We start from the raw sequence: 18,981 nt of genomic DNA, 5'->3' as shown, positions 1-18,981 counted from the left end.
CGGCGTGGTTCAAATCTGCCCCAACCCACTACTTCTGTCGCGAACAAATCCGTGAGCGACAGCCCGATTTTCGGCTTCGAAGCGTTCTCTCTGGTCTCTCGAGTCACCCTTCTCGAGGCGGTGATGCCGTCCAGCGTCCACTGGGGAACCGGCTCTGTGATGGGAACACATGGCTCTCCGCGACCGAACAGTAGAAAAAGCCGAGTCGACTGGTCCGGTGTATGGAGGTCGTAAGCCGGTTACTGGCGCTGCTCGTGTTGTTGCTGCTCGGAACGGGCCTGCGAACGACCGGCGTCCTGAACACGACGCGGACGGCCACGTTGAACGCCGTCGCGTACTACGTGGCGCTGCCGGCGCTGATCTTCGTCTCGACGTACGACCGCGATATCGGCGAGCTGCTGTCGCCGGCGCTGTTCGGCGGATTGCTCTTCGTCCTCTTCGCGACCGCAGGGATCGCCTGGCTCGTCCACCGCAATCGGTCGTCGACGCCGCGGCGCAGCGTGGCGATCGTCCAGTCCTACCACTCGAACCTCGGCTACCTCGGGCTCCCGCTGGTGGCCGCGACGTTCAACGACGACGTGACCGCGATCGCCAGCGTCGTCCTCGGCGTCGTCACGCTGACGCAGTTGCCGCTGACCATCATCGTCCTCTCGACGCTCAACGGCGCGGGGGCCGCGATCGGCGACGAAATCCGCGGGCTTGCAACCAACCCCGTTCTCGCGGCGCTGATCGGCGGCCTCGCGATCGGTTCCGTCGGCGTCTCGATCCCCGCCCCGGTGGCGTCGGGACTGGACGTGCTCGGGATGCTCTCGCTACCGCTGGCGCTGCTCTGCGTCGGCGCCTCGCTGCAGGTCGATCTGCCGTCGATCGACCTCGGCGCGACGGGGTCCGTGATCGCGCTCAAGATCGTCTGCATGCCCGTCATCGCGTGGTTCGTCTTCTCCGCGCTCGCCGTCGACGCGACGACGCTTACGGCGACCGTCGTGATGCTCGGGACGCCGTCAGCAGTCTCGACGTTCGTCTTCGCGACCGAACTCGGCGGCGACAAGGAGTTCGCGTCGCTGAACGTCTTCCTGACGACGCTGGTCTCGATCGCGACGCTGTTCGTCTTGATTACGCTCGTCGGCTGACGAGCGAACTGGTGGATTCTCCGGGCTCGAGGCGAACCGGCGACGAATTTTACCGATCGGTCTCGGTCCCCTGATCCGGAGACAAAACCGCGAGAAGAGCGCGCCGGCTGGAGCAGCGTCTATGAGAAGAACCGCTTGAGACGACCGAGAATGCCGCCTTCGTTCTGCTCGTTATCGGTACCGTTGTCCGTGCCGCTCGAGCCGTCAGTCCCGTCGACGGCCGCCTCGTTGCCGCCGTCGATCGACCCGGCCAGTGGGCCGGCGGCGGAACTCGTCGCAGCTCCGCTGACTTCCGCCGCACCGGTCTCGAGGTCGTCCATCGAGAGATCGACGTCGTCGATTTCGGGCGTAGACTCGCGCCCTTCGCCGGCTTCCGCGGCCCGGACGTCGGCGCCGGTGACGTCGCCGCGCTCGATGCGGGCGGCGAGGTCTTCCGCGTCTTCGTCGTCTTCGGCCGACGCCGGCTCCGCGTCCTGGATCGGCGTTGTACTCGAGTCGTCGGTCGTCGTCGATTCGGCAGTTACAGCCGCCTCGTCGCCGGCGCCAGTCTCCGCGGTCGTCTCGTCGGCCTCAGACGCGGAATCCGGCACTGCGGTTTCAGTCTCGGTCTGCGGCGCCGGGACGTCGTCCTCGTCGAACTCGGCCGCGACCGACTCGAGGGGATCCGAGTCGGATTCGACGGTCGTGGTGGTGACGGTCGTCCCGCTCGCGTCCGAACTGGCATCCGACGATTCGGTATCGGGCCCGCCCTCCGACTCGGCGTCGGTATCGTCGAGCGACGCGAGAATGTCGTCGACGCTCTTGTCCGAGACGACGCGGCGGGGACCGCCGCCGGGCTCGAGACTGTCGTTCTCGTCGACGTGTCCCCGCTCGTCCCCGTCTCTATCGCCGTCAGGGTCCGGTTCGTCGTCCCCTGACGGGTGTGATTGCTCGTTGCTCATTGTGAGGGTCTGGCGGTGCCGAGACCATAATCTTTCTCCCGTGGGTGCGTGAAAACGAGTCGACGTGTCTCGCGGGATCGGCGGTCGGGGTCACTCGGCCAGGGACGGCCGCGCCCGAACGACGTTGAGTACGGCGCCCACGAGGAGGATGATGCCGGCGAAGTAGAGCCAGGTGACGAACAGCAACACGGCGCCGACGGCGCCGTAGGCCTGGTACTGGCCGGCGTTGGCCGCGTAGATCTGAAACCCGATCTGGAGGATCGTCCAGCCGACGGCCGCGAAGACCGCTCCCGGCCAGACCTCGCCGACTGCGACCGGGACCGGCGGCAACACGTAGTAGATCGGCAGAAAGACCAAGACGAGCCCGAGCAACAGCGTCACCCAGCTCAGCGTGCCGGCGAAGGGGACGGCGTCGGCCGCGACGCTGAGCACGGCACCGATCGCGACCATCAGCGCGAGCGCGCCCGTGCCCGCGAGGATCACCGTGAGGCCGTCGCGGATTTGATCGAGCAGCGAGTCGTCCGCGACCTCGTCGTAGACCATGTCGAAGGCGAGACTGAGTCCGCGAAAGACCTTGAGCGCACCCCAGGTTGCGACGACGAGCGCGACGACGGTCGCCTCAGCGCGCCCCGATTCGGCCGAGAGGGCGTCGACGACGAGCGTTTCGCCGGCCTCCGGCAGGAAATCGCCGGCGACCAAGATCAGGCGTTCGGCCGCGTTCTCCCCGCCGACCAGCGAGCCGACGACGAGCGCGAGCAACACCATGGGAATCAGCGAAACGAACGCGTAGTAGGCGAAGCCCGCCGCGAGAAAGGTGATATCGCGGTCGCTCGCCGTCCGGTAGATCGCGGTGAGTGTCTCCCTCGCGTCCATGTCGATGTCACCGACTACGGAGGGCAGCCCAAAGAACCTCGGACTCGTTCGCAGCGAGTGTACTCGAGACGGCCGCTCGCCGACGGCCGACCATCACCACGTGAGACAGAAGTTGTGCGACGCGTAGACCGCGCCGTCGTCGCCGACGTAGACGCCGACGCCGCCCCGGTCCCAGCCGTGATCGCCGTGCTCCTCGAGGATGGCCTCCCGGTGGGCGGTGGAGTTCATCCACTGGTTGACCAGCCCGGTCGCGAGCCGTTCGGCGGTCTGGTACTCGACGACTTCGTTACCGCCGGGTCGTTCGACCGGTCTGTCGACCCACGTCAGCGCGATGTTCTCGCCGTAGGCGCGACAGTAGTCGTCGACCTCGGTAAAGCGGTCGTGCGGACCCTGGCCGTCGGGGTTCGTGTGCGCGAAGTAGTCCCGCCGGGCCATGTCGGCGCTGTGAGCGCGACCGACCGAGGCGACGGTTCCGTCCCACGCCAGCGGCTCGAGGCCGTGTTCGGCCCGGCGCTCGTTGACCTCGGCGTGGACGAAGTCCTCGACGGTCGCCGAGTCGATCGTCTCGACGTTGGTCTCGTAACTCGAGACGCCGGGATCGTCGGGATCCGTCACCTCGGGGTTGCGTTCGCCGGCCGGCGGCGGCGGCTCGGAGCTGGGACTCGGCGCCGAGCCCGGGACGCCCTCGATCCGGATGTCGTCGGGATCCTCGAGGTCCTCGAGGGTGATCGGCGAGACCAGCAGCGTGCCGACGGCGAGCGTGCCGATCAGCAGGATGACGACGGCGAGATTGAACAGGCCCCGCAGGAGCGCGCGGTCGGTGTCGTCATGCCGGTCGGCGTCCGCGCCGCTCGGCCGCGTCGACGGGTCTCGCCGGTCCATCGTGACTACGTGAATCCATCACGAATCGGCATAAGACACCCGCGGTCGGTTGCAGCGCGTGATAAGCAGCGGTGCGTGCTGTTCCGCGTCGTGGTGCGCTACCTACGCCTCGCCGGTGCCGAAGATCGTCTCGTGGATCCCGATCACGAGCCCCGGGACGACGGCCATGAAGAGGTGCTCCTCGAGCGGGATGCCGGCGATCTCGACGCCGGTCCGGAGTTTGATGTCGAAGACGCCGACGGCGAGGGTGTAGCGGTCCCAGACGTACGCGATCGGATACAGTGCGAGGATCGTGACCGCGGCCCTCCGGAGGGCGTTCGCTCGGTGCAGCAAGAGGGCGGCGACGGCCCCCCAGAACAGTTCGGTCGCGAGGTAGGTGTAGCGGCCGAAGACGCTGATGTCGACCATCACGCTCCCGGCTTCAACGCCGACGCCAAAAACCCCCGTACCGATCGCCGCTTGGATAAAACGGGCAGCACGTTAAATACCTCGGCGATAGTACGTATATCCAGAAGGATGAATATCGCTGATATCGCCACCCAGGAGTACATCGAAGTCGACGTCGGCACGCGCATGGGGAAGGTCCGTTCTATGTTCGAGGACGGCAACCCCAAAGGAATCATCGTCACTAACGACGGGGAGTACGAGGGCGTCATCAGCGAGCGGGAGGTCCTCCAGTCGCACGTCGAGGACGACGCCAAGGTGAAGGCGCTGACGAAGCCGAGCCGGAACGCGCCGGCCCCGAAGGTCGACCGCGAGGAAGACGTCCGCGAGACCGCCCGGGTCCTCATCGAGAGCAACGCGAAGGTCGCGCCGGTCTTCCAGAACGGCGAGCTCTGGGGCGTCATCACCGACGACGCCATCCTCGAGGCGGTCATCGACAACCTCGATACGCTGACCGTCGAGGACATCTACACCGCCGATCCGGTCACGATCGAGGAGGACGACGGCATCGGCCGGGCGATCAACTACCTCCGGGAGAACGGCATCTCTCGACTGCCGGTACTCAACGAGAACGGCTACCTCACCGGCGTCGTGACGACCCACGACATCGCCGACTTCGTCATTCGCGAGAGCCACTCGACGACGACCGGCGACCGGGTCGGCGACACCGATCGAATGCTCGACGTACCGGTCTACGACATCATGAACAGCCCCGTCGAGACGATCAACCTCGACGCCACCGCGAAAGACGCCGTCGAGGTCATGCTCGAGAAGGACTACGCGGGGCTGATCGTCACGCCCGAGGACGACGACCGCGTCGTCATCGGCGTCATCACCAAGACGGACGTCCTCCGGGCGCTGACCTTCACCGAGGAGGAGCGCATGGACGTCCAGATCACCAACATCTCGATGCTCGACACCATCACCCGGGAGGGAGTCGTCGAGGGCATCGAGGAGGTCGCAGACAAGTACCAGGACATGCAGGTCCACCACGCCCACGTCCGCTTCAAGGAACACAAGGAGAAACTCCGCGGCACCCCGCTGGTCCACTGTCAGATCCGCCTGCGCACGAACAAGGACCAGGTCGCCGGCACCGGCGAAGGTTACGGCGCCGAGAGCGCGTTCCGGGTGGCACTCGAGAAACTCGAGCGCAACGTCTTAGAGATGAAAGGCGTCGCGAGCGACGAGGAGTACCGCGGCCAGCTCCTCCGGAAGCTGAACGAACTGTAACGGTTCGACCCCCGCGACCAGACGCTACCGGGCGCTAAACAGCAACGATAACAGTTTCCGCTCGGCCGACCGCAGGTGTTCGTGGAAGGTCGTCGCCGACACGTCCATCTCGGCGGCCAGTTCTTCTCCCGTCGTTTTCCGCGGCCAGTCGTAAAACCCGTTCACGTACGCCAGCAGGAGCGCCTCGTGCTGGCGAGACGTCAGCATTCCCAGGACCGTCTCGTAGAGCTCCCGCTGCTGAAACAGCGGAACGGCGTACGACTTCTGGCGCCGAGCGACGATCTCCACCTCCGGGTACGCCGCCTGAAACTCGTCGATCACCTCCGAGGCGGAGTAGATCGACGGAATCTCCGCGACGATCCGAGCCGTTCCGTCGTGACTGCTCAACTCCGTCGGAATGGCTCCGGTATCGGTTAATCCGATCGTAAAAAATTCGCCCGCCGTCTCGATTCGAACCTCGATGATGGCGTCCTCGCCGCCGCTCACGACGCGGCCCTCGATCCCCTCGTACTCCTCGATCACCGCGAGAAACCGCTCCGGCGGCGCGCCGGAAACGCGATGGAAGATCGTGTAGGCACCGTCGCTGCGCGGCAGCAGCTGGATGAGCGTCACGTCGCCGCCGGTTGCCGCCGACATGGCGACGAGCGGATACCGGGGATCGGTAACCGTGAACTCGACTTCGACGACCGTATCGTCGGGGTTGTTTCCCTGTGACACGGTTACATACCTCTAGACGGCGGAGCGACTTACAGATTGGCGTGGCGTCCGGGACGGATCGGCGTCCGTTTCAGAGTTGCGGGCTCTCCTCGCCGCCCTCGAGGCCGCGATCCGTGATCCGGAACTGGACGGACTCGCCGGCGGGTTTCGATCGGTGTTTCTCGAGGGTCGCGCGCCGGTTGCCGCCGCGGAACCGCTCGAGGCGGAGGACGACGCCGGTCCAGTGCTCCAAGGTGTTGCCGCCCAGCGGCCGCGTTCGGTCGGAATCGGGGTCGGAGAAGACCTGATTCGTCAGCACGACCGCGAGGTCGTACTTGCGCGCGAGCGAGAGCAGGTGGGTCACCTGTCGTGCGACCGTGCGCAGCGCCTCGCCCTCGTCGCCGGCGCCGGTGCGCTCGAGGCGGTAGAAGCCGGTCGCGCTGTCTACGACGATCAGGTCCGCCCGCTCGGCGAACTCCTCGGCGTCGCGGACCGCTTCGGCCTGTTCCTCGAAGTCGAGCGCGTCCTCGATGACAATTCTCGAGGCGACGGTTTCGACGTCGACGTTGGTGTCGGTGTCGCCGGCTCCCGAATCCGAACCGTCGGACCGCGCGGTCGCAGACTCGCCCTCGACGCGAGCCGAGAGCAGTTGTTCAAATCGGTCGACCGAGACGCCCTCGGTGTCGATGTAGACCGCCGTCCCGTCGGCGACGGCCGTCTCGACGGCCGCCGAGAGCGCGAGGTTCGTCTTCCCCGCGGCCGGCGGCCCGTACACCTGCGTGACCGTCCCGCGTTCGAACCCCCCGCCGAGCAGCTCGTCGACCGGGCCACAGCCGGTCGGAATCGCCTCCTCGTTCACGGGCGTCCTTGGAGCGGTCGGCGCAAAAACCCCCCGAAACCCGTCGGCGCCGCGAGAAACGCCCGCCGTCGTCGGGATAGCTGGCGCTTGAGACGGCCCGCTCGGTCCAATCTGGACACGTACACGTTTATTCGGACCGGTCACGAAAGCCGACCCGTGATCGTCGTCGCAACGTCGGACTTCGAGGTGTACCACGGGGTCGTCAACGAGCTTCGCGACCGCGGGACCGAGTTCACGACCGTCGAACCCGACGAGGCCTTGCCCGAGCGGACCGCCGTCGTCGTCACCGGCGCCGACCACGCCGACGACTTCCCGGACGTCACCACGATCGTCGCCGACCCCGACGACCCGCGACGCGCCGTCGACCAGGCGCTGACCGCGGTCCGGGGCGACGACGGTCGGACGATCATCGGCGTCGATCCGGGCCGCAAACCCGGCATCGCCGTCCTCGCCGGCGAGATGGTCGTCGCCGCCTTCCAGGTGCCGCTGGCCGACGCCGTCGCGGTGATCAAGCGCGAGGCCGGCGAGGCCGCCGATCCGGTCGTCCGAATCGGCGACGGCTCCCGCCTCCAGAGTGCCAAACTCGTCAACGACCTCGAGGATGTCCGGGTCGAACTCGTCGACGAGACCGGCACGACGCCGTACCTCGGCACGGGTGCGCGCGGGATGGAGGACGTCCTCGCGGCGGTCAACATCGCGCGCCTCGAGGGCGAGGTGGTCGACACGCGGGAGATCGAACCGACCGCCGGCGAACTCCAGCGGATCAAGGACCGCTCGCGCGAGCAGAGCGAGCACAACCGCGCGATCGACGAGGTACTCGCCCGCCGGGTCGCGGTCGGCGAGTTGACGATCGACGAGGCGCTTGCCGAACACCGCGGCGACGCCGACCCGGCGGACGAAGACGCCGACGGGTAGGGTCCGCTCCGCCCTGCTCCTCGAGCGTTGGGTTCTCCTCGAGAGCGGCTCGCCAGTGCGTACAAGATGCGAATGCGGTCCGGAACTCGAGCGAACCGACGGGACGCCGGGGTCAACAGGACGTCGTCGTGTTCGTCTCGATCCCGCCGTCGGTAAACGAGACGACCGTCCGCGACTCCTCGCAGGGCGTTCCCGACCGCGAGATCGACGACGTGTTTCGGATCCCGCCGGCCTCGAGCGTCGTCTCGTAGGTTCCCGGCTCCCCGATGACGATCTCGAGGGCCGTCTCGGGGGACAGTTCGTTCGTTCCCTCGAGGACGGTGGTCCCGTCGCGATCGATTCGAATCGAGAGCTCCCGATCCCGATTCGACGCGTTCTCGATCGTGATGCGGTGGTAGACGGTCGCCCCCTCGTCGACCGGCTCCTCGTCGGCCGCCTTCTCACCGTCCCCTTTGTCAGCCGAGTCGTCGAGCGCCGTCGTGGTAATCGCCTCGAACGGACCGACCTCGAGCGTCTCGAAAGTCAGTTCCGCGTCGTCCTCGAGCACGTCGTCGCCCCCGTCCGTTTCAGTCTCATTCGCGGTCTCTGTGCCCGTCTCGCTTTCCGTCTCCGCCGTTTCGTTCCCCGCGGTCTCGCCGTCGCCGTCCGACGAGTCGTCGGCGGCGCCGAGACAGCCCGCGAGGAATCCGAGTCCGACGCCGGGTGCGATCCGAACGAGCGTGCGGCGGTCCATATCCGGAGGGGCCACACCGAGGGTAATACCACTTTTTCATCGGTTCGTGACCGTCACGCCTCCCGACGGACGGTCGGCCGGGTCGGCGTCGCCGCTTGGGGCTTGGGACGCCTCGAGCGCGGGCGCGAGAACGCGCCGGTGCGACGTGTAATCACGCGTGGGAACCGCGATCGGCAACCGATTTGGCTCCCCTTACCGCGCTGCCAGCCGTCGATCTTTCACTCCGGTCACACGATCGGACGGCGACTCGATCGCCGTGCAAAGTTTCGACTACAGCGTCGCAATCGCGTGTTTGGCTTGCAAACGATTGCCTTCGTTTATTCCCGCTTCCGGTGAATCGCCGCTGCCCGCTGCGGGCAGATACCCATGATTGGACGGAAGATCGGTCAGCGGTTACTTACGGCGATGGTCGTCGTCGGATTGCTGGCGATGACCTTCGGCATCGGAGCGGCAACAGCACAGGAAAGCGAATCGGTCTCGGAGTCGGTCGAGACCGGCGAAGCAACCGAGAACGTATCGGTTCAAAACGAGAGTTCGCAGACGATCGAGGAGAGTGTGACGGAGACCGAGACGTCATTTGCGACGGACGGAACCGGCGACCTATCTGACGAGGACGGCGACGCCGTCGACGGCGGTGACGACTTCATCGACACCGACTTCGGCACCGACATCGTCGACCAGACGCTCGCGAACGTCGGCGAGATGTTCGACTGATCGGTCTCGGTTCGATTCGCCTCGACGAGAACGCCTGTCTCAGTCCATTTTTTGGAACCGTACGCGCGACGCGCGTTTTGATTTTGGGCCGTCGCAGGAGCCGTCGTGCGGATAAGGCGGGACGGAATCATCGGTGACGCTCGCTGCCGACAGGAGTCGCGCGGCTCGATTCGCGGGACGGACGGCAAAAAACAGAATATCGAAACGGAGTCGGTAGCCGGTCGAACGACGATCGCGTAACGGTTCAGTTACGCTGCAGCCCAGAGGTTCGTCGCGGCGACGGACCCGAACTGGACGTTCTCGTTCTCCTGCATGGTCACCTGCGCAGCGTCGGCGTCATCTCCGTTTTCGGCTACGGCGATGGCGGCGTGCTGCTCGTTGACGTTCTCCTGCGTGATGAACTGCACCTGCGCGATCTGGGCGCTCGCGTGCTGCTGGGGATCGTTCGTCTGCTGCGCGTCGCTGTCGTACGAGATCCCTTCGATACCGTCGACGTCTTCGCCGCCAACGGTCACGCTCGTGGTCGAGGTCACGATCGCGTTCTCGTACTGGTGGCTCGGGCCGGCGTAGACGTTCAGCGCGTCGGCGGCGCCGACCTGCGAGTTGATGTTGGACTGGTAGGCCAACTGGACGGCGGTGGCGTTGCTCTCGTTGGTCGCGAGCGCCAGCGCCGTGTTCTGCAGGTTGACGTTCATCTGCTCGGCGGTCTGGTTCTGGGCCACTTCGGAGGTGGCCGTCTGGACCTTCTCGTCGCTCTTCTTGTGGTGGTCGCCCTCCTTGTCGGCGAGCAGCGTCTCGACCGAGCGCTCGGTGTCGAGGACCTGGGTGTCGTCGTCGAGACCGGCCGTGGCGACGTTCATGCCGCCGAGCGACTGGATGACGTTTTCGGCGGTCGCGTTGCCGATCTGTTCGTTGAGGTTGGTCTGCTCCGTCATCTGGATCGCGGTCGCGACGCTGTCGTTGCCGACGGCGATCGCAACGGCGCCGTCCTGCTGGTTGATGTTCTCCTGGCTGACGGCCTGGCCCTGCTGGACCGCCGCTTCTGCGGCCTGGTCCTCGAACTGACCGTTGCCCGTGTAGACGTTGGTCGCGTTCGCGACGCCCTGTTGCAGGTTCTCGTTGGACTGCTGGGACTGCTGGAGCGCGGTCGCTTCGCTGCCGTTCTCCGCGATCGCGAACGCGATGTTCTGCTCGTTGTAGTTGAGCTGGGCAACTTCCTGGACCTGCGTCACTTCGGCTTCGGCCGTCTGGTCGGCGTTGTCGATCTCGGGCTTGTGGCCCTTCTTGTCGGCGATGCCCCAGCCGTCGAACGACTTGCCGTCGCCGTCGCCGATGAGGATCGTGACCTCGCCGACGTCCTCGAACTCCGTCTGGACCGCCTGCGTGTTGTCCGCGTTCGCGTCCGCGTACTGTTCGTTATCGTTGTACTGCGAGGCCTCCTGCACCGCCGTGGCCTCGCCGCCGTCGATCGAGATCGACGTCGCGTTCTCCTGCTGGTTGATGTTGACCTGGTCGACGTCCTGGTACTGGGAGATCTCGACGTCGTCCATCTGATCGCCGGACGCGTGCTCCTCGATGTACTCCTCGAGGGTCATGTCTCCCAGCTCGGCGCCGAAGACCAGGTACAGGCCTTCGTCGTCCTCGAGCGCGTAGGGCGTACCAGCGCTGCCGTCGCCCTCAGTCTCGGCGTCTTCGGCGGCTGCGGCCGCCGGCACGCCGACCGAGAGCATCGCTACGGCGACTATACATGCCATAAGAACCGTCGTACACTGTGAACGTATCGTCGTCGTGTTTGTCATGATTCGTTTGACGTGAACCGTGAGAGTCTTCCTTTCTGTAACTCCACGGCGTGAACCGTCGTATCCCGATGACAGACTTTGTTATCTGTCAGTTTCGGCAAATATGAAGCGACCTACCGTTCCGAAGGGTGGAACTTACGACCGGAAGGGGGAAACTTCGATCGCGGCCCGCTCGATCTGATGGTGTGCTAACCCATCTCAAATGCTATACAGCCGTCACTGACGGTCTCGAGGTCTCGAAATCGCCGGCTACGTATCGAAATTGGGGACTGTTTCACGGCGCAAAGGCCGTGGTTACTGGAAGCCGGTCGCAAACCCTCGCAGTTCATACTCGGTATTTCGGGGACGGCACCGCGTGATGCCGTTGCCGGAACGAGGAACGAACGGTTCGCTAAGCTGATCGTATCGATTGGGAGGGACAGTTGCAGCGAGTGAAAGCCGACCCAACAGATAGAGATCAACGGTTGCAGAACTTCTAATGCGAGTCTTCCCCTGAAACTGTGGTCCGGGTTGAAGTGGAACTCCGTGATGAGCAGCGACTGGGCAACGCGTCACAGCGGGGATGCGTCGGGAGTCGGTTGGTACCTCCCGCGACGAGCGGCGGCCTGCGGATAGCGGTCGACGCTCCGTTGCGGAGCTGGTACCCCCGTGTGATGCGTGCCTCATAAACACGAAACTCATCAATATGAAGCGCGCACTCGCAATCACACTGACGGTAGCGATGATCGCCGTTGCGGCGATGGCACTCGCTGGAACGGCAGCTGCACAGGACAACGGAGACAACGAAACCGACGATCTCTTCGACGGAGACCTCCTCGATCAGGACGTCGATGCGGAGCAGGACATCGAGTCCGGTGACGCGACGACCGAAGTGAGCGTCGACCAGACCAACAACAACGCGCAGACGGCCAGCGCGACGTCCGGTGACGCGGTCGCTGGTAGCTCCGGTAACGGCGGCGGTGCCGGCGCTGCGGGCGCCGCGGATCACGCTAAGTACAAGAGCGGTAGCGGTGCCGGCGCTACGGCTACCGATAACGGTGCCAGCACTGGCGCTACGGCGTTCTCCACTGCTGAAGTCGCGCAGAACCAGGACGTCGACCAGACCAACGCTGCGCAGATCGACGCTAATGCGGACTCGAGCGTCGACGCCGAGCAGAACGTCGAACCCGAACAGGAAGTCGAAGTCGAAGATAACGAAGTCAACGCCGGTGACGGTGTCGACGACGGCACTGACAACGGTAACGAGACCGTCGACCTGAGCGAGGACTCGATCGCTGACATCGTCGATGCGATCAATGCTGACGTCGACCTGAACGCAACTGAAGGATAAACCCGGTCCATATTCGTTCTGCTTATTTTTTGATGTGTTGACTTGCGGTGAGGGTCCTAGCTAGTGGAAGTGAGTACAGTCGTTTCTGCCTGTTGAATCACACTTCGATTCGACAAATCGACTTTTCGAGCAACTACCTTCGGTCCTCGCACTCGGCACTGACGTCGTAAATCTCGCCGTCGGCATCGCTCGCTATTTCACAGTCACTTCGTGGGTTTCGCCGTCGAGTACCAACCCTCCGTCTCGAACTCTTGCTGTGCAATCCATCGATGCGTCGCCCCGATCCCTGCATTACGAACACCTAATGTCCCGTCTTCTCGGTCAGCGCTCGAGCGACGCGCTGGCGATGCCTGGGTTTGCAGATGATCTTCACGAGGTCGCCAGGGCGGAACTTCTTCATCATCGCCGGCAGGATCGAAACGCCACGCTCGCCCGCGTCCATAAATTCGTCCTGTAGGCTATGACTTTCGGCGTCGCGTGGCTCGAGGTTCGTCTCGAGGACGGCGATGTCGTCGGTCACGAGCACCCCTCTCGTTCCGGCCGACGAGCGCCCGGAGCACGTCTGGGTGTGGATCGAGGTCGAAGCTGTCGGCGCCGTGGCTCGAGCCTCGATCTCGAGCGACGGGCGGTTCTCGTCTCGTTCGAAGGTGTAGTATTAGGAACAATGAAATCTCCATCAGCAGAAACAGATCAACAGCTGTAGCACTTCTAATTCGAGTCTTCCCCTGAAACTGTAGTTCGGGTTGAAGTGGGACTCCGTGATGAGCAGCGACTGGGCAACGCGTCACAGGGGATGCGTCGGGAGTCGGTTGGTACCTCCCGTGACGAGCGGCGGCCCGCGGAAAGGGTCGAGCTCGGTTGCGGAGCGGTACTCCCGTGTGATGCGTGCCTCATAAACAGCAAAAATTCAACTATGAAGCGCGCACTCGCAATCACACTGACGGTAGCGATGGTCGCCCTTGCGGCGATGGCACTCGCTGGAACGGCAGCGGCACAGGATAACGATACCGACACGGACGATCTCTTCGACGGAGACCTCCTTGACCAGGATGTCGAGGCGATTCAGGACATCGAGTCCGGTGACGCGACGACCGAAGTGAGCGTCGACCAGACCAACAACAACGCGCAGACGGCCAGCGCGACGTCCGGTGACGCGCTCGCCGTTGGCGGCTCCGGCTCTGGTGGCGCTGCTGCGGGCGCTGCGGACCACGCCAAACAAAAGAGCGGCGGTGCCGGCGGCGCTGCGGCTACCGATAACGGTGCCGGTACTGGCGCGACGGCGTTCTCCACCGCTGAAGTCGCGCAGAACCAGGACGTCGACCAGACCAACGCTGCTGACGTCGACGCGACTGCTGACTCGAGCGTCGACGCCGAGCAGGACGTCGAGCCCGAACAGGAAATCGACGTCGAGGATAACATCTTCGGCGCCGATGACGGTGCTGACGACGAGAACGAAACTGACGGCGACGACGGTACTAACGGCGACGACGGTACTAACGGCGACGACGGTACTAACGGCGACGACGGTGTCAGTGAAGAGGATGTCTCCGCATTCGAGACTTCCGCTGGCGTCTTCGTCATCGTTGACGGTGAGCAATTCGGTCCCTTCGATGATGCTTCGGACGCATCGGACTTCCTTGATGCGCAGTTCGACCTCGACCTTGACGTCGACGGTCTTCTCTGAATAGTCCTGCCACTTTCCAACACCTGATTATTTATTTGATATAACGTAGCTCGGTAGTCGTAACTCCTCGAGCGTCGGTAAGTCAAATTACGTTTGTAATCCAACTGTCGCCGTATTCTGCTTCGTTACCGTAACCTCCGCCGCGGAGTCACGGTACGTGATTTCGTCAGGAAGGCAAAAACGATCAATAGAGTGATTTCTATCTCAGAATTCGTCTCTACGATTTGTCGGACTCTGGTCTTCCGCTCGCCGAATCACCTCACGAATCGACAATTCGGTTTCTCGAGCAACCGCCTTCGCGTCCTCGTACTCGGCACTCACGTCGTAAACCTCGCCGTCGGCGTCACTCGCGATTTTCACGGTCACCTCGTAGGTCTCTCCCTCGAGTTCCAACTCTACCGTCTCGAACTCCCGCCGTGCGATCCACCGATGTGTCGCCCCCGCATCGCGAACCCCGAGCGTCCCCGTCTCCTCGGCGAGCGCTCGAGCGACGCGCTGCCGATCCTCGGGCTTGCAGATAACCTTCACGAGGTGGCCCGGGCGGGACTTCTTCATCGTCGCCGGAAGAATCGAAACGTCTCGCGCGCCCGCGTCCGAGAGCGTCTCCTGCAGGCCGCCCAGCACTTCCGGCGTTGCATCGTCGAGGTTCGTCTCGAGGACGGCGATGTCGTCCTTCACGAGCGAGCCGTCACCTCGGCCGACGAGCGCCCGGAGCACGTTCGGGTGCGGATCGAGGTCGTAGCCGCCGGCGCCGTAGCCCGACGCCTCGAGCTCGAGCGAGGGGAGTTCGTCGACGCCCTCGGCGAAGTGCGCGAGGATCGCCGCGCCGGTCGGGGTCAGCAGTTCGCGGTCGACGGGCCCGCCGCGCAGCGACCAGTCGGCCTCCCGGGCGATTTCGACCACCGCCGGCGTGGGGACGGGGTACTCGCCGTGGCTCATCCCGACGGTGCCGCCGCCGGTCGAAAGCGGCGTCGTGACGATCCGGTCCGGCTCGAGGTCGTGGACCAGCGCCGCCGCGCCGACGACGTCCGCGATGGCGTCGTCGGCTCCGACCTCGTGGAAGTGAATGTCCTCTAGGGTCTCGCCGTGGACGCTGGCTTCGGCCTCGCCGAGCCGTTTGAAGATCGCGAGCGCGTCGTCTTCGACGGCGGCGGGGAGGGCCATGTCCGCGACGATCTCGCGGACTTCCCGATAGCTGCGGTGCGGTCCGTGACCCTCGGCGTGGACGTGGTCGTGGTCGCCGTCGCTCGAGTGGCCGTCCGCGTGATTGTGGTCGTCGTGGCCGTGATCGTGCTCGTGTCTCGAATGATCGTGACCGTCGTGCTGGTGGCTGTGTTCGTCGTGCTCGTGTTCGTGACCGCTCGAGTCACCTGATTCACCGGTCAACACCACGTCGACCGTCGTCGACGCGATCCCGCACTTGACCGTCTCGGCGATCCGGTACTCGATCTCGAGGGTGGCTTCGACCGCCTCGAGAGCGTCGGGATCGGCCCCGGCGTCGACCAGGGCGGCGAGGAGCATGTCGCCGCTGGCACCCATGCGGCCGTCGAACGCGAGGACGTTCGGACCCGTGTTCGTGGTCATACGTACGCCGGGGAGGTGAACGGCAAAAAAGCCATCTGCTCGCCGATCCGGTCCCGCCAAAACCGTCCGATGCCGTCACATCTATGTAGCCACCTCCCTAACTCTGACGTGGTAGCATCTAGCACAACTAGAGCTAGCAAAAAACCTATCCGATCACGAATCGGAGTGACTCACATCGCCGTCCATCCCGAATCATGAACGAAGTTCAACTGGAGGTTGCCAAAGCGTACCCGAACGACTCGGGTCGTGGTATCGCCCGACTCGACCCGGACACGCTGTTGCATTTGAAGCTGAGTCCGGGCGACATCATCGAGATCGAAGGTGCGGACACCACCGCCGCGAAGGTGTGGCGCGCCGACCGGCAGGACTGGAACACGGACACCGTCCGCATCGACGGTTTCACCCGGCAGAACGCCGACGTGGGCATCGGCGAGCGGGTGACGATCCGGAAGGCCGAAGCGACGAAGGCCGACAAACTCACCCTCGCGCCGCCGGAGGAGGCGTCGGTCCAGTTCGGCTCAGACGCCGCCGGCATGGTCAAACGGCAGATCCTGAAGCGGCCGGTCGTCGGCCGCGACATCGTCCCCGTAATGAGCTCGACGAACCATCCCTTCATGCGGTCCCCGGGGCAGGCCATCCCGCTGATCGCGGTCGAAACGGAACCGGAAGGGGTGGTCCTCATCACTGAGGACACCGACGTCGAACTCCGCGAGGAGCCCATTTCGGGCTTCGAGAAGACCGGCGGCGGCATCACCTACGAGGACATCGGCGGACTCCAGAGCGAGATCCAGCGGGTCCGGGAGATGGTCGAACTCCCGATGAAGCACCCGCAGATCTTCAAGAAGCTCGGCATCGAGCCGCCGCAGGGCGTCCTCCTGCACGGCCCGCCGGGCACCGGGAAGACGCTGCTCGCGAAGGCCGTCGCTAACGAGACCTCCGCGAGTTTCTTCTCCATCGCGGGCCCGGAGATCATCTCCAAGTACTACGGCGAGTCCGAACAGCAGTTACGCGAGATCTTCGAGGACGCGACCGAGGAGTCGCCGTCGATCATCTTCATCGACGAACTCGACTCCATCGCCCCCAAACGGGAGGACGTCACCGGCGAGGTCGAACGCCGCGTCGTCGCCCAGTTGCTGACCATGATGGACGGCCTCGAGTCGCGCGGGCAGGTCATCGTCATCGCGGCGACCAACCGCGTCGACTCGGTCGACCCCGCGCTGCGTCGTCCGGGTCGGTTCGACCGCGAGATCGAGATCGGCGTCCCCGACGAGACCGGCCGCGAGGAAATCCTCCAGATCCACACCCGCGGCATGCCGCTGTCGGACGACGTCAACCTCGGTCACCTCGCCGACGAGACCCACGGCTTCGTCGGCGCCGACATCGAGAGCCTGACGAAGGAGGCCGCGATGAAGGCCCTGCGGCGGTACCTCCCCGAGATCGACCTCGACGAGGAGGACATTCCGCCGAGCCTGATCGACCGGATGATCGTCAAGCGCGAAGACTTCCGCGGCGCCTTAAACGAGGTGGAGCCGTCGGCGATGCGGGAGGTCCTCGTCGAACTCCCGAAGATCTCCTGGGACGACGTCGGCGGCCTCAACGAGGCTAAAGAGCAGGTCCAGGAATCCGTCGAGTGGCCCCTCTCGAGCCCCGAGCGGTTCGACCGGCTGGGCGTCGATCCGCCGGCCGGGGTCCTGCTGTACGGGCCGCCGGGCACCGGGAAGACGCTGATGGCGAAGGCCGTCGCCAACGAGACGAACGCGAACTTCATCTCGGTGCGCGGCCCGCAGCTACTCTCGAAGTGGGTCGGCGAATCGGAGAAGGCCATCCGGCAGACCTTCCGCAAGGCCCGGCAGGTCTCGCCGACGGTGATCTTCTTCGACGAGCTCGACGCCCTCGCACCCGGTCGCGGCGGCGGCGAGACTGGTTCGAACGTCTCCGAGCGGGTCGTCAACCAGCTGCTGACCGAACTCGACGGCCTCGAGGACATGGAGGACGTGATGGTCATCGGCGCGACCAACCGGCCCGACATGATCGACCCCGCACTGTTGCGCTCGGGTCGGTTCGACCGCCTCGTGATGATCGGCGAGCCCGACGTCGAGGGCCGCGAGCGCATCCTCGAGATCCACACCGAGGATACGCCGCTGGCCGCCGACGTCTCGCTGCGGGAAATCGCCGAGATCACGGACGGCTACGTCGGCAGCGACCTCGAGTCGATCGCCCGCGAGGCGGCGATCGAGGCGCTGCGCGAGGACGAGGAAGCGGACGTCGTCGAGATGCGCCACTTCCGGCAGGCGATGGAGAACGTCCGGCCGACGATCACCGAGGACATCCTCGACTACTACGAGCGCATCGAGGACGAGTTCCAGGGCGGCTCGGGCGGCCCGGAACCGACCGGTCGTCGCGGCAGCCGGATCGGCTTCCAGTAACCGCGGCGCACCGCTTGGCCTCCCTCCGCACCCGCACTACCTGACGCCGCTCGTGGACGGCGAGCGGTTTCGGATCGTTCTTTTGTACGTTGTCCTCGGATCGACGGCGTCGCGCCAACTCGTTCGGAAGGTCTACGGTCTCTGGACCGCCGGAGAGGACTCCGTGTAGTGGGCCCATAATCCGGTATTAGATGCCGGTAGCTGTCACTTACTCCCGCGTTCTTGCAGTGTGTGACCAAGTAACACTGCCTGCGGATCGGTTATCCGGATCGTCGCCTCGAGCCGCAGTACGAACGGTTATCGATAGTACACCCCGCTGTACTCGCGTGAATCGCGGCTAGCGGATCGAAAGCGTCGCGCCGATATATGGGGCTCGAACACGGTATTTCGACCGTCTCAGGTGTTTCGATGTCGGATTCCTCAGCGACGCGCGATCGGCGGTCGACCTCGAGTTCGCCCTCGATCGGCGACGGGGCGGGCAGCGCCGACAGCGGCGACGACCACCGCCTCGAGCGAGCGGCGCCGACGATCGCATCCTCGGTCCGGAAGACGTGTTTCTGGGGGGCGATCCTGTTGCCGTTCCTCCACGTGCCGCTGTTGCTCACCGGGTTGGCGACGCCGCCGGAGACGGCGGTGTTTTTCGCGCTGGTGACGGTCAACTTCGCCGCACTCTACGTCGGCCACGCCTACGAGAAGGACACGGAGTAGCGTCGGCGGTCGCGGTTGCGGTTGCGTTTGTGG

General features: G+C 64.9%; 18 protein-coding genes. 8 read left to right on the top strand and 10 right to left on the bottom strand.

The genetic code is table 11. The annotated features are described in order from the left end of the window. The first annotated feature begins 221 nt into the window (after window positions 1-221). Window positions 222-1,130: an AEC family transporter gene (locus HALXA_RS01925; protein WP_013878617.1), complete on the top strand. Its 909-nt coding sequence runs from the start codon at window positions 222-224 to the stop codon at window positions 1,128-1,130. A gap of 119 nt (window positions 1,131-1,249) precedes the next feature. Here HALXA_RS01925 and HALXA_RS01920 read toward each other — a convergent pair whose 3' ends face one another. The 4 genes from HALXA_RS01920 to HALXA_RS01905 form a co-directional block, all read right to left on the bottom strand. Beyond that, the gene (locus tag HALXA_RS01920) at window positions 1,250-2,071 is read right to left on the bottom strand and encodes a hypothetical protein (protein WP_013878616.1); all 822 of its coding nucleotides are present in this window, start codon (window positions 2,069-2,071) and stop codon (window positions 1,250-1,252) included. Window positions 2,072-2,161: 90 nt separating this feature from the next. After that, window positions 2,162-2,944, bottom strand: a complete 783-nt coding sequence (locus HALXA_RS01915) for a YihY/virulence factor BrkB family protein (protein ID WP_013878615.1) — start codon at window positions 2,942-2,944, stop codon at window positions 2,162-2,164. A 93-nt stretch (window positions 2,945-3,037) separates the two neighbouring features. Then, window positions 3,038-3,826, bottom strand: coding sequence for a CAP domain-containing protein (locus HALXA_RS01910; protein WP_013878614.1), 789 nt, complete (start codon window positions 3,824-3,826; stop codon window positions 3,038-3,040). A 102-nt stretch (window positions 3,827-3,928) separates the two neighbouring features. Then, window positions 3,929-4,234, bottom strand: a complete 306-nt coding sequence (locus HALXA_RS01905) for a lycopene cyclase domain-containing protein (RefSeq protein ID WP_013878613.1) — start codon at window positions 4,232-4,234, stop codon at window positions 3,929-3,931. Window positions 4,235-4,342: 108 nt separating this feature from the next. Between HALXA_RS01905 and HALXA_RS01900 the strand changes: the two genes are divergently transcribed. Next, window positions 4,343-5,500 (top strand): CBS domain-containing protein, encoded by a 1,158-nt coding sequence (locus tag HALXA_RS01900; protein ID WP_013878612.1) that lies wholly within the window; start codon window positions 4,343-4,345, stop codon window positions 5,498-5,500. Between the two features lie 24 nt (window positions 5,501-5,524). On the opposite strand, the gene HALXA_RS01895 is transcribed toward HALXA_RS01900, so the two are convergent. Beyond that, window positions 5,525-6,217, bottom strand: a complete 693-nt coding sequence (locus HALXA_RS01895; protein WP_013878611.1) for a bacterio-opsin activator domain-containing protein — start codon at window positions 6,215-6,217, stop codon at window positions 5,525-5,527. A 70-nt stretch (window positions 6,218-6,287) separates the two neighbouring features. After that, on the bottom strand, window positions 6,288-7,055 hold the full coding sequence (locus HALXA_RS01890; RefSeq protein WP_013878610.1) for an AAA family ATPase: 768 nt from the start codon (window positions 7,053-7,055) through the stop codon (window positions 6,288-6,290). 156 nt (window positions 7,056-7,211) lie between these two features. Here HALXA_RS01890 and HALXA_RS01885 point away from each other — a divergent pair, with 156 nt between their 5' ends. Continuing rightward, window positions 7,212-7,970 (top strand): hypothetical protein, encoded by a 759-nt coding sequence (locus HALXA_RS01885; protein ID WP_013878609.1) that lies wholly within the window; start codon window positions 7,212-7,214, stop codon window positions 7,968-7,970. Between the two features lie 112 nt (window positions 7,971-8,082). Here the strand turns inward: HALXA_RS01885 and HALXA_RS01880 are convergent, their stop codons facing one another. Beyond that, window positions 8,083-8,703, bottom strand: coding sequence for a hypothetical protein (locus HALXA_RS01880; protein ID WP_013878608.1), 621 nt, complete (start codon window positions 8,701-8,703; stop codon window positions 8,083-8,085). 366 nt (window positions 8,704-9,069) lie between these two features. On the opposite strand from HALXA_RS01880, the gene HALXA_RS01875 reads away from it, so the two are divergent. Then, entirely contained in the window at window positions 9,070-9,417 is a 348-nt protein-coding gene (locus HALXA_RS01875; protein ID WP_013878607.1) for a hypothetical protein, read from the top strand. 248 nt (window positions 9,418-9,665) lie between these two features. Here HALXA_RS01875 and HALXA_RS01870 read toward each other — a convergent pair whose 3' ends face one another. Then, window positions 9,666-11,171 (bottom strand): hypothetical protein, encoded by a 1,506-nt coding sequence (locus tag HALXA_RS01870; RefSeq protein WP_171814657.1) that lies wholly within the window; start codon window positions 11,169-11,171, stop codon window positions 9,666-9,668. Between the two features lie 784 nt (window positions 11,172-11,955). On the opposite strand from HALXA_RS01870, the gene HALXA_RS01865 reads away from it, so the two are divergent. Further along, window positions 11,956-12,546 carry a hypothetical protein gene (locus HALXA_RS01865; RefSeq protein ID WP_216087251.1) on the top strand — a complete coding sequence of 197 codons (591 nt, stop codon included), beginning with the start codon at window positions 11,956-11,958 and terminating at the stop codon, window positions 12,544-12,546. A gap of 301 nt (window positions 12,547-12,847) precedes the next feature. Here the strand turns inward: HALXA_RS01865 and larC (HALXA_RS22840) are convergent, their stop codons facing one another. Continuing rightward, on the bottom strand, window positions 12,848-13,066 hold the full coding sequence (gene larC / locus HALXA_RS22840; RefSeq protein ID WP_394324796.1) for a nickel insertion protein: 219 nt from the start codon (window positions 13,064-13,066) through the stop codon (window positions 12,848-12,850). A 447-nt stretch (window positions 13,067-13,513) separates the two neighbouring features. On the opposite strand from larC (HALXA_RS22840), the gene HALXA_RS01855 reads away from it, so the two are divergent. Beyond that, window positions 13,514-14,230, top strand: a complete 717-nt coding sequence (locus tag HALXA_RS01855) for a hypothetical protein (protein ID WP_216087250.1) — start codon at window positions 13,514-13,516, stop codon at window positions 14,228-14,230. Window positions 14,231-14,434: 204 nt separating this feature from the next. On the opposite strand, the gene larC (HALXA_RS01850) is transcribed toward HALXA_RS01855, so the two are convergent. Continuing rightward, complete coding sequence (gene larC / locus HALXA_RS01850) at window positions 14,435-15,814, bottom strand: nickel pincer cofactor biosynthesis protein LarC (protein WP_013878603.1); 1,380 nt, start codon at window positions 15,812-15,814, stop codon at window positions 14,435-14,437. Window positions 15,815-16,008: 194 nt separating this feature from the next. Here larC (HALXA_RS01850) and HALXA_RS01845 point away from each other — a divergent pair, with 194 nt between their 5' ends. After that, window positions 16,009-18,240: a CDC48 family AAA ATPase gene (locus HALXA_RS01845; protein ID WP_013878602.1), complete on the top strand. Its 2,232-nt coding sequence runs from the start codon at window positions 16,009-16,011 to the stop codon at window positions 18,238-18,240. Between the two features lie 408 nt (window positions 18,241-18,648). Beyond that, the gene (locus HALXA_RS01840) at window positions 18,649-18,948 is read left to right on the top strand and encodes a hypothetical protein (RefSeq protein WP_148263622.1); all 300 of its coding nucleotides are present in this window, start codon (window positions 18,649-18,651) and stop codon (window positions 18,946-18,948) included. The last annotated feature ends 33 nt before the right edge of the window (window positions 18,949-18,981 follow it).

Source organism: Halopiger xanaduensis SH-6, from assembly GCF_000217715.1.
Taxonomy (GTDB): Archaea; Halobacteriota; Halobacteria; order Halobacteriales; family Natrialbaceae; genus Halopiger; species Halopiger xanaduensis.
The sequence above is the reverse complement of the archived record's forward strand: the minus strand, read 5'-3'. Positions and strand labels throughout refer to the sequence as shown.

What these genes read in the sequence shown, in the direction of transcription:
- HALXA_RS01925 (WP_013878617.1), top strand. Translation starts at nt 222, where the DNA reads ATGGAGGTCGTAAGCCGGTTACTGGCGCTGCTCGTGTTGTTGCTGCTC.
- HALXA_RS01920 (WP_013878616.1), bottom strand. Translation starts at nt 2,071, where the DNA reads ATGAGCAACGAGCAATCACACCCGTCAGGGGACGACGAACCGGACCCT.
- HALXA_RS01915 (WP_013878615.1), bottom strand. Translation starts at nt 2,944, where the DNA reads ATGGACGCGAGGGAGACACTCACCGCGATCTACCGGACGGCGAGCGAC.
- HALXA_RS01910 (WP_013878614.1), bottom strand. Translation starts at nt 3,826, where the DNA reads ATGGACCGGCGAGACCCGTCGACGCGGCCGAGCGGCGCGGACGCCGAC.
- HALXA_RS01905 (WP_013878613.1), bottom strand. Translation starts at nt 4,234, where the DNA reads ATGGTCGACATCAGCGTCTTCGGCCGCTACACCTACCTCGCGACCGAA.
- HALXA_RS01900 (WP_013878612.1), top strand. Translation starts at nt 4,343, where the DNA reads ATGAATATCGCTGATATCGCCACCCAGGAGTACATCGAAGTCGACGTC.
- HALXA_RS01880 (WP_013878608.1), bottom strand. Translation starts at nt 8,703, where the DNA reads ATGGACCGCCGCACGCTCGTTCGGATCGCACCCGGCGTCGGACTCGGA.
- HALXA_RS01875 (WP_013878607.1), top strand. Translation starts at nt 9,070, where the DNA reads ATGATTGGACGGAAGATCGGTCAGCGGTTACTTACGGCGATGGTCGTC.
- HALXA_RS01870 (WP_171814657.1), bottom strand. Translation starts at nt 11,171, where the DNA reads ATGGCATGTATAGTCGCCGTAGCGATGCTCTCGGTCGGCGTGCCGGCG.
- HALXA_RS01865 (WP_216087251.1), top strand. Translation starts at nt 11,956, where the DNA reads ATGGCACTCGCTGGAACGGCAGCTGCACAGGACAACGGAGACAACGAA.
- HALXA_RS01855 (WP_216087250.1), top strand. Translation starts at nt 13,514, where the DNA reads ATGGCACTCGCTGGAACGGCAGCGGCACAGGATAACGATACCGACACG.
- larC (WP_013878603.1), bottom strand. Translation starts at nt 15,814, where the DNA reads ATGACCACGAACACGGGTCCGAACGTCCTCGCGTTCGACGGCCGCATG.
- HALXA_RS01845 (WP_013878602.1), top strand. Translation starts at nt 16,009, where the DNA reads ATGAACGAAGTTCAACTGGAGGTTGCCAAAGCGTACCCGAACGACTCG.
- HALXA_RS01840 (WP_148263622.1), top strand. Translation starts at nt 18,649, where the DNA reads ATGTCGGATTCCTCAGCGACGCGCGATCGGCGGTCGACCTCGAGTTCG.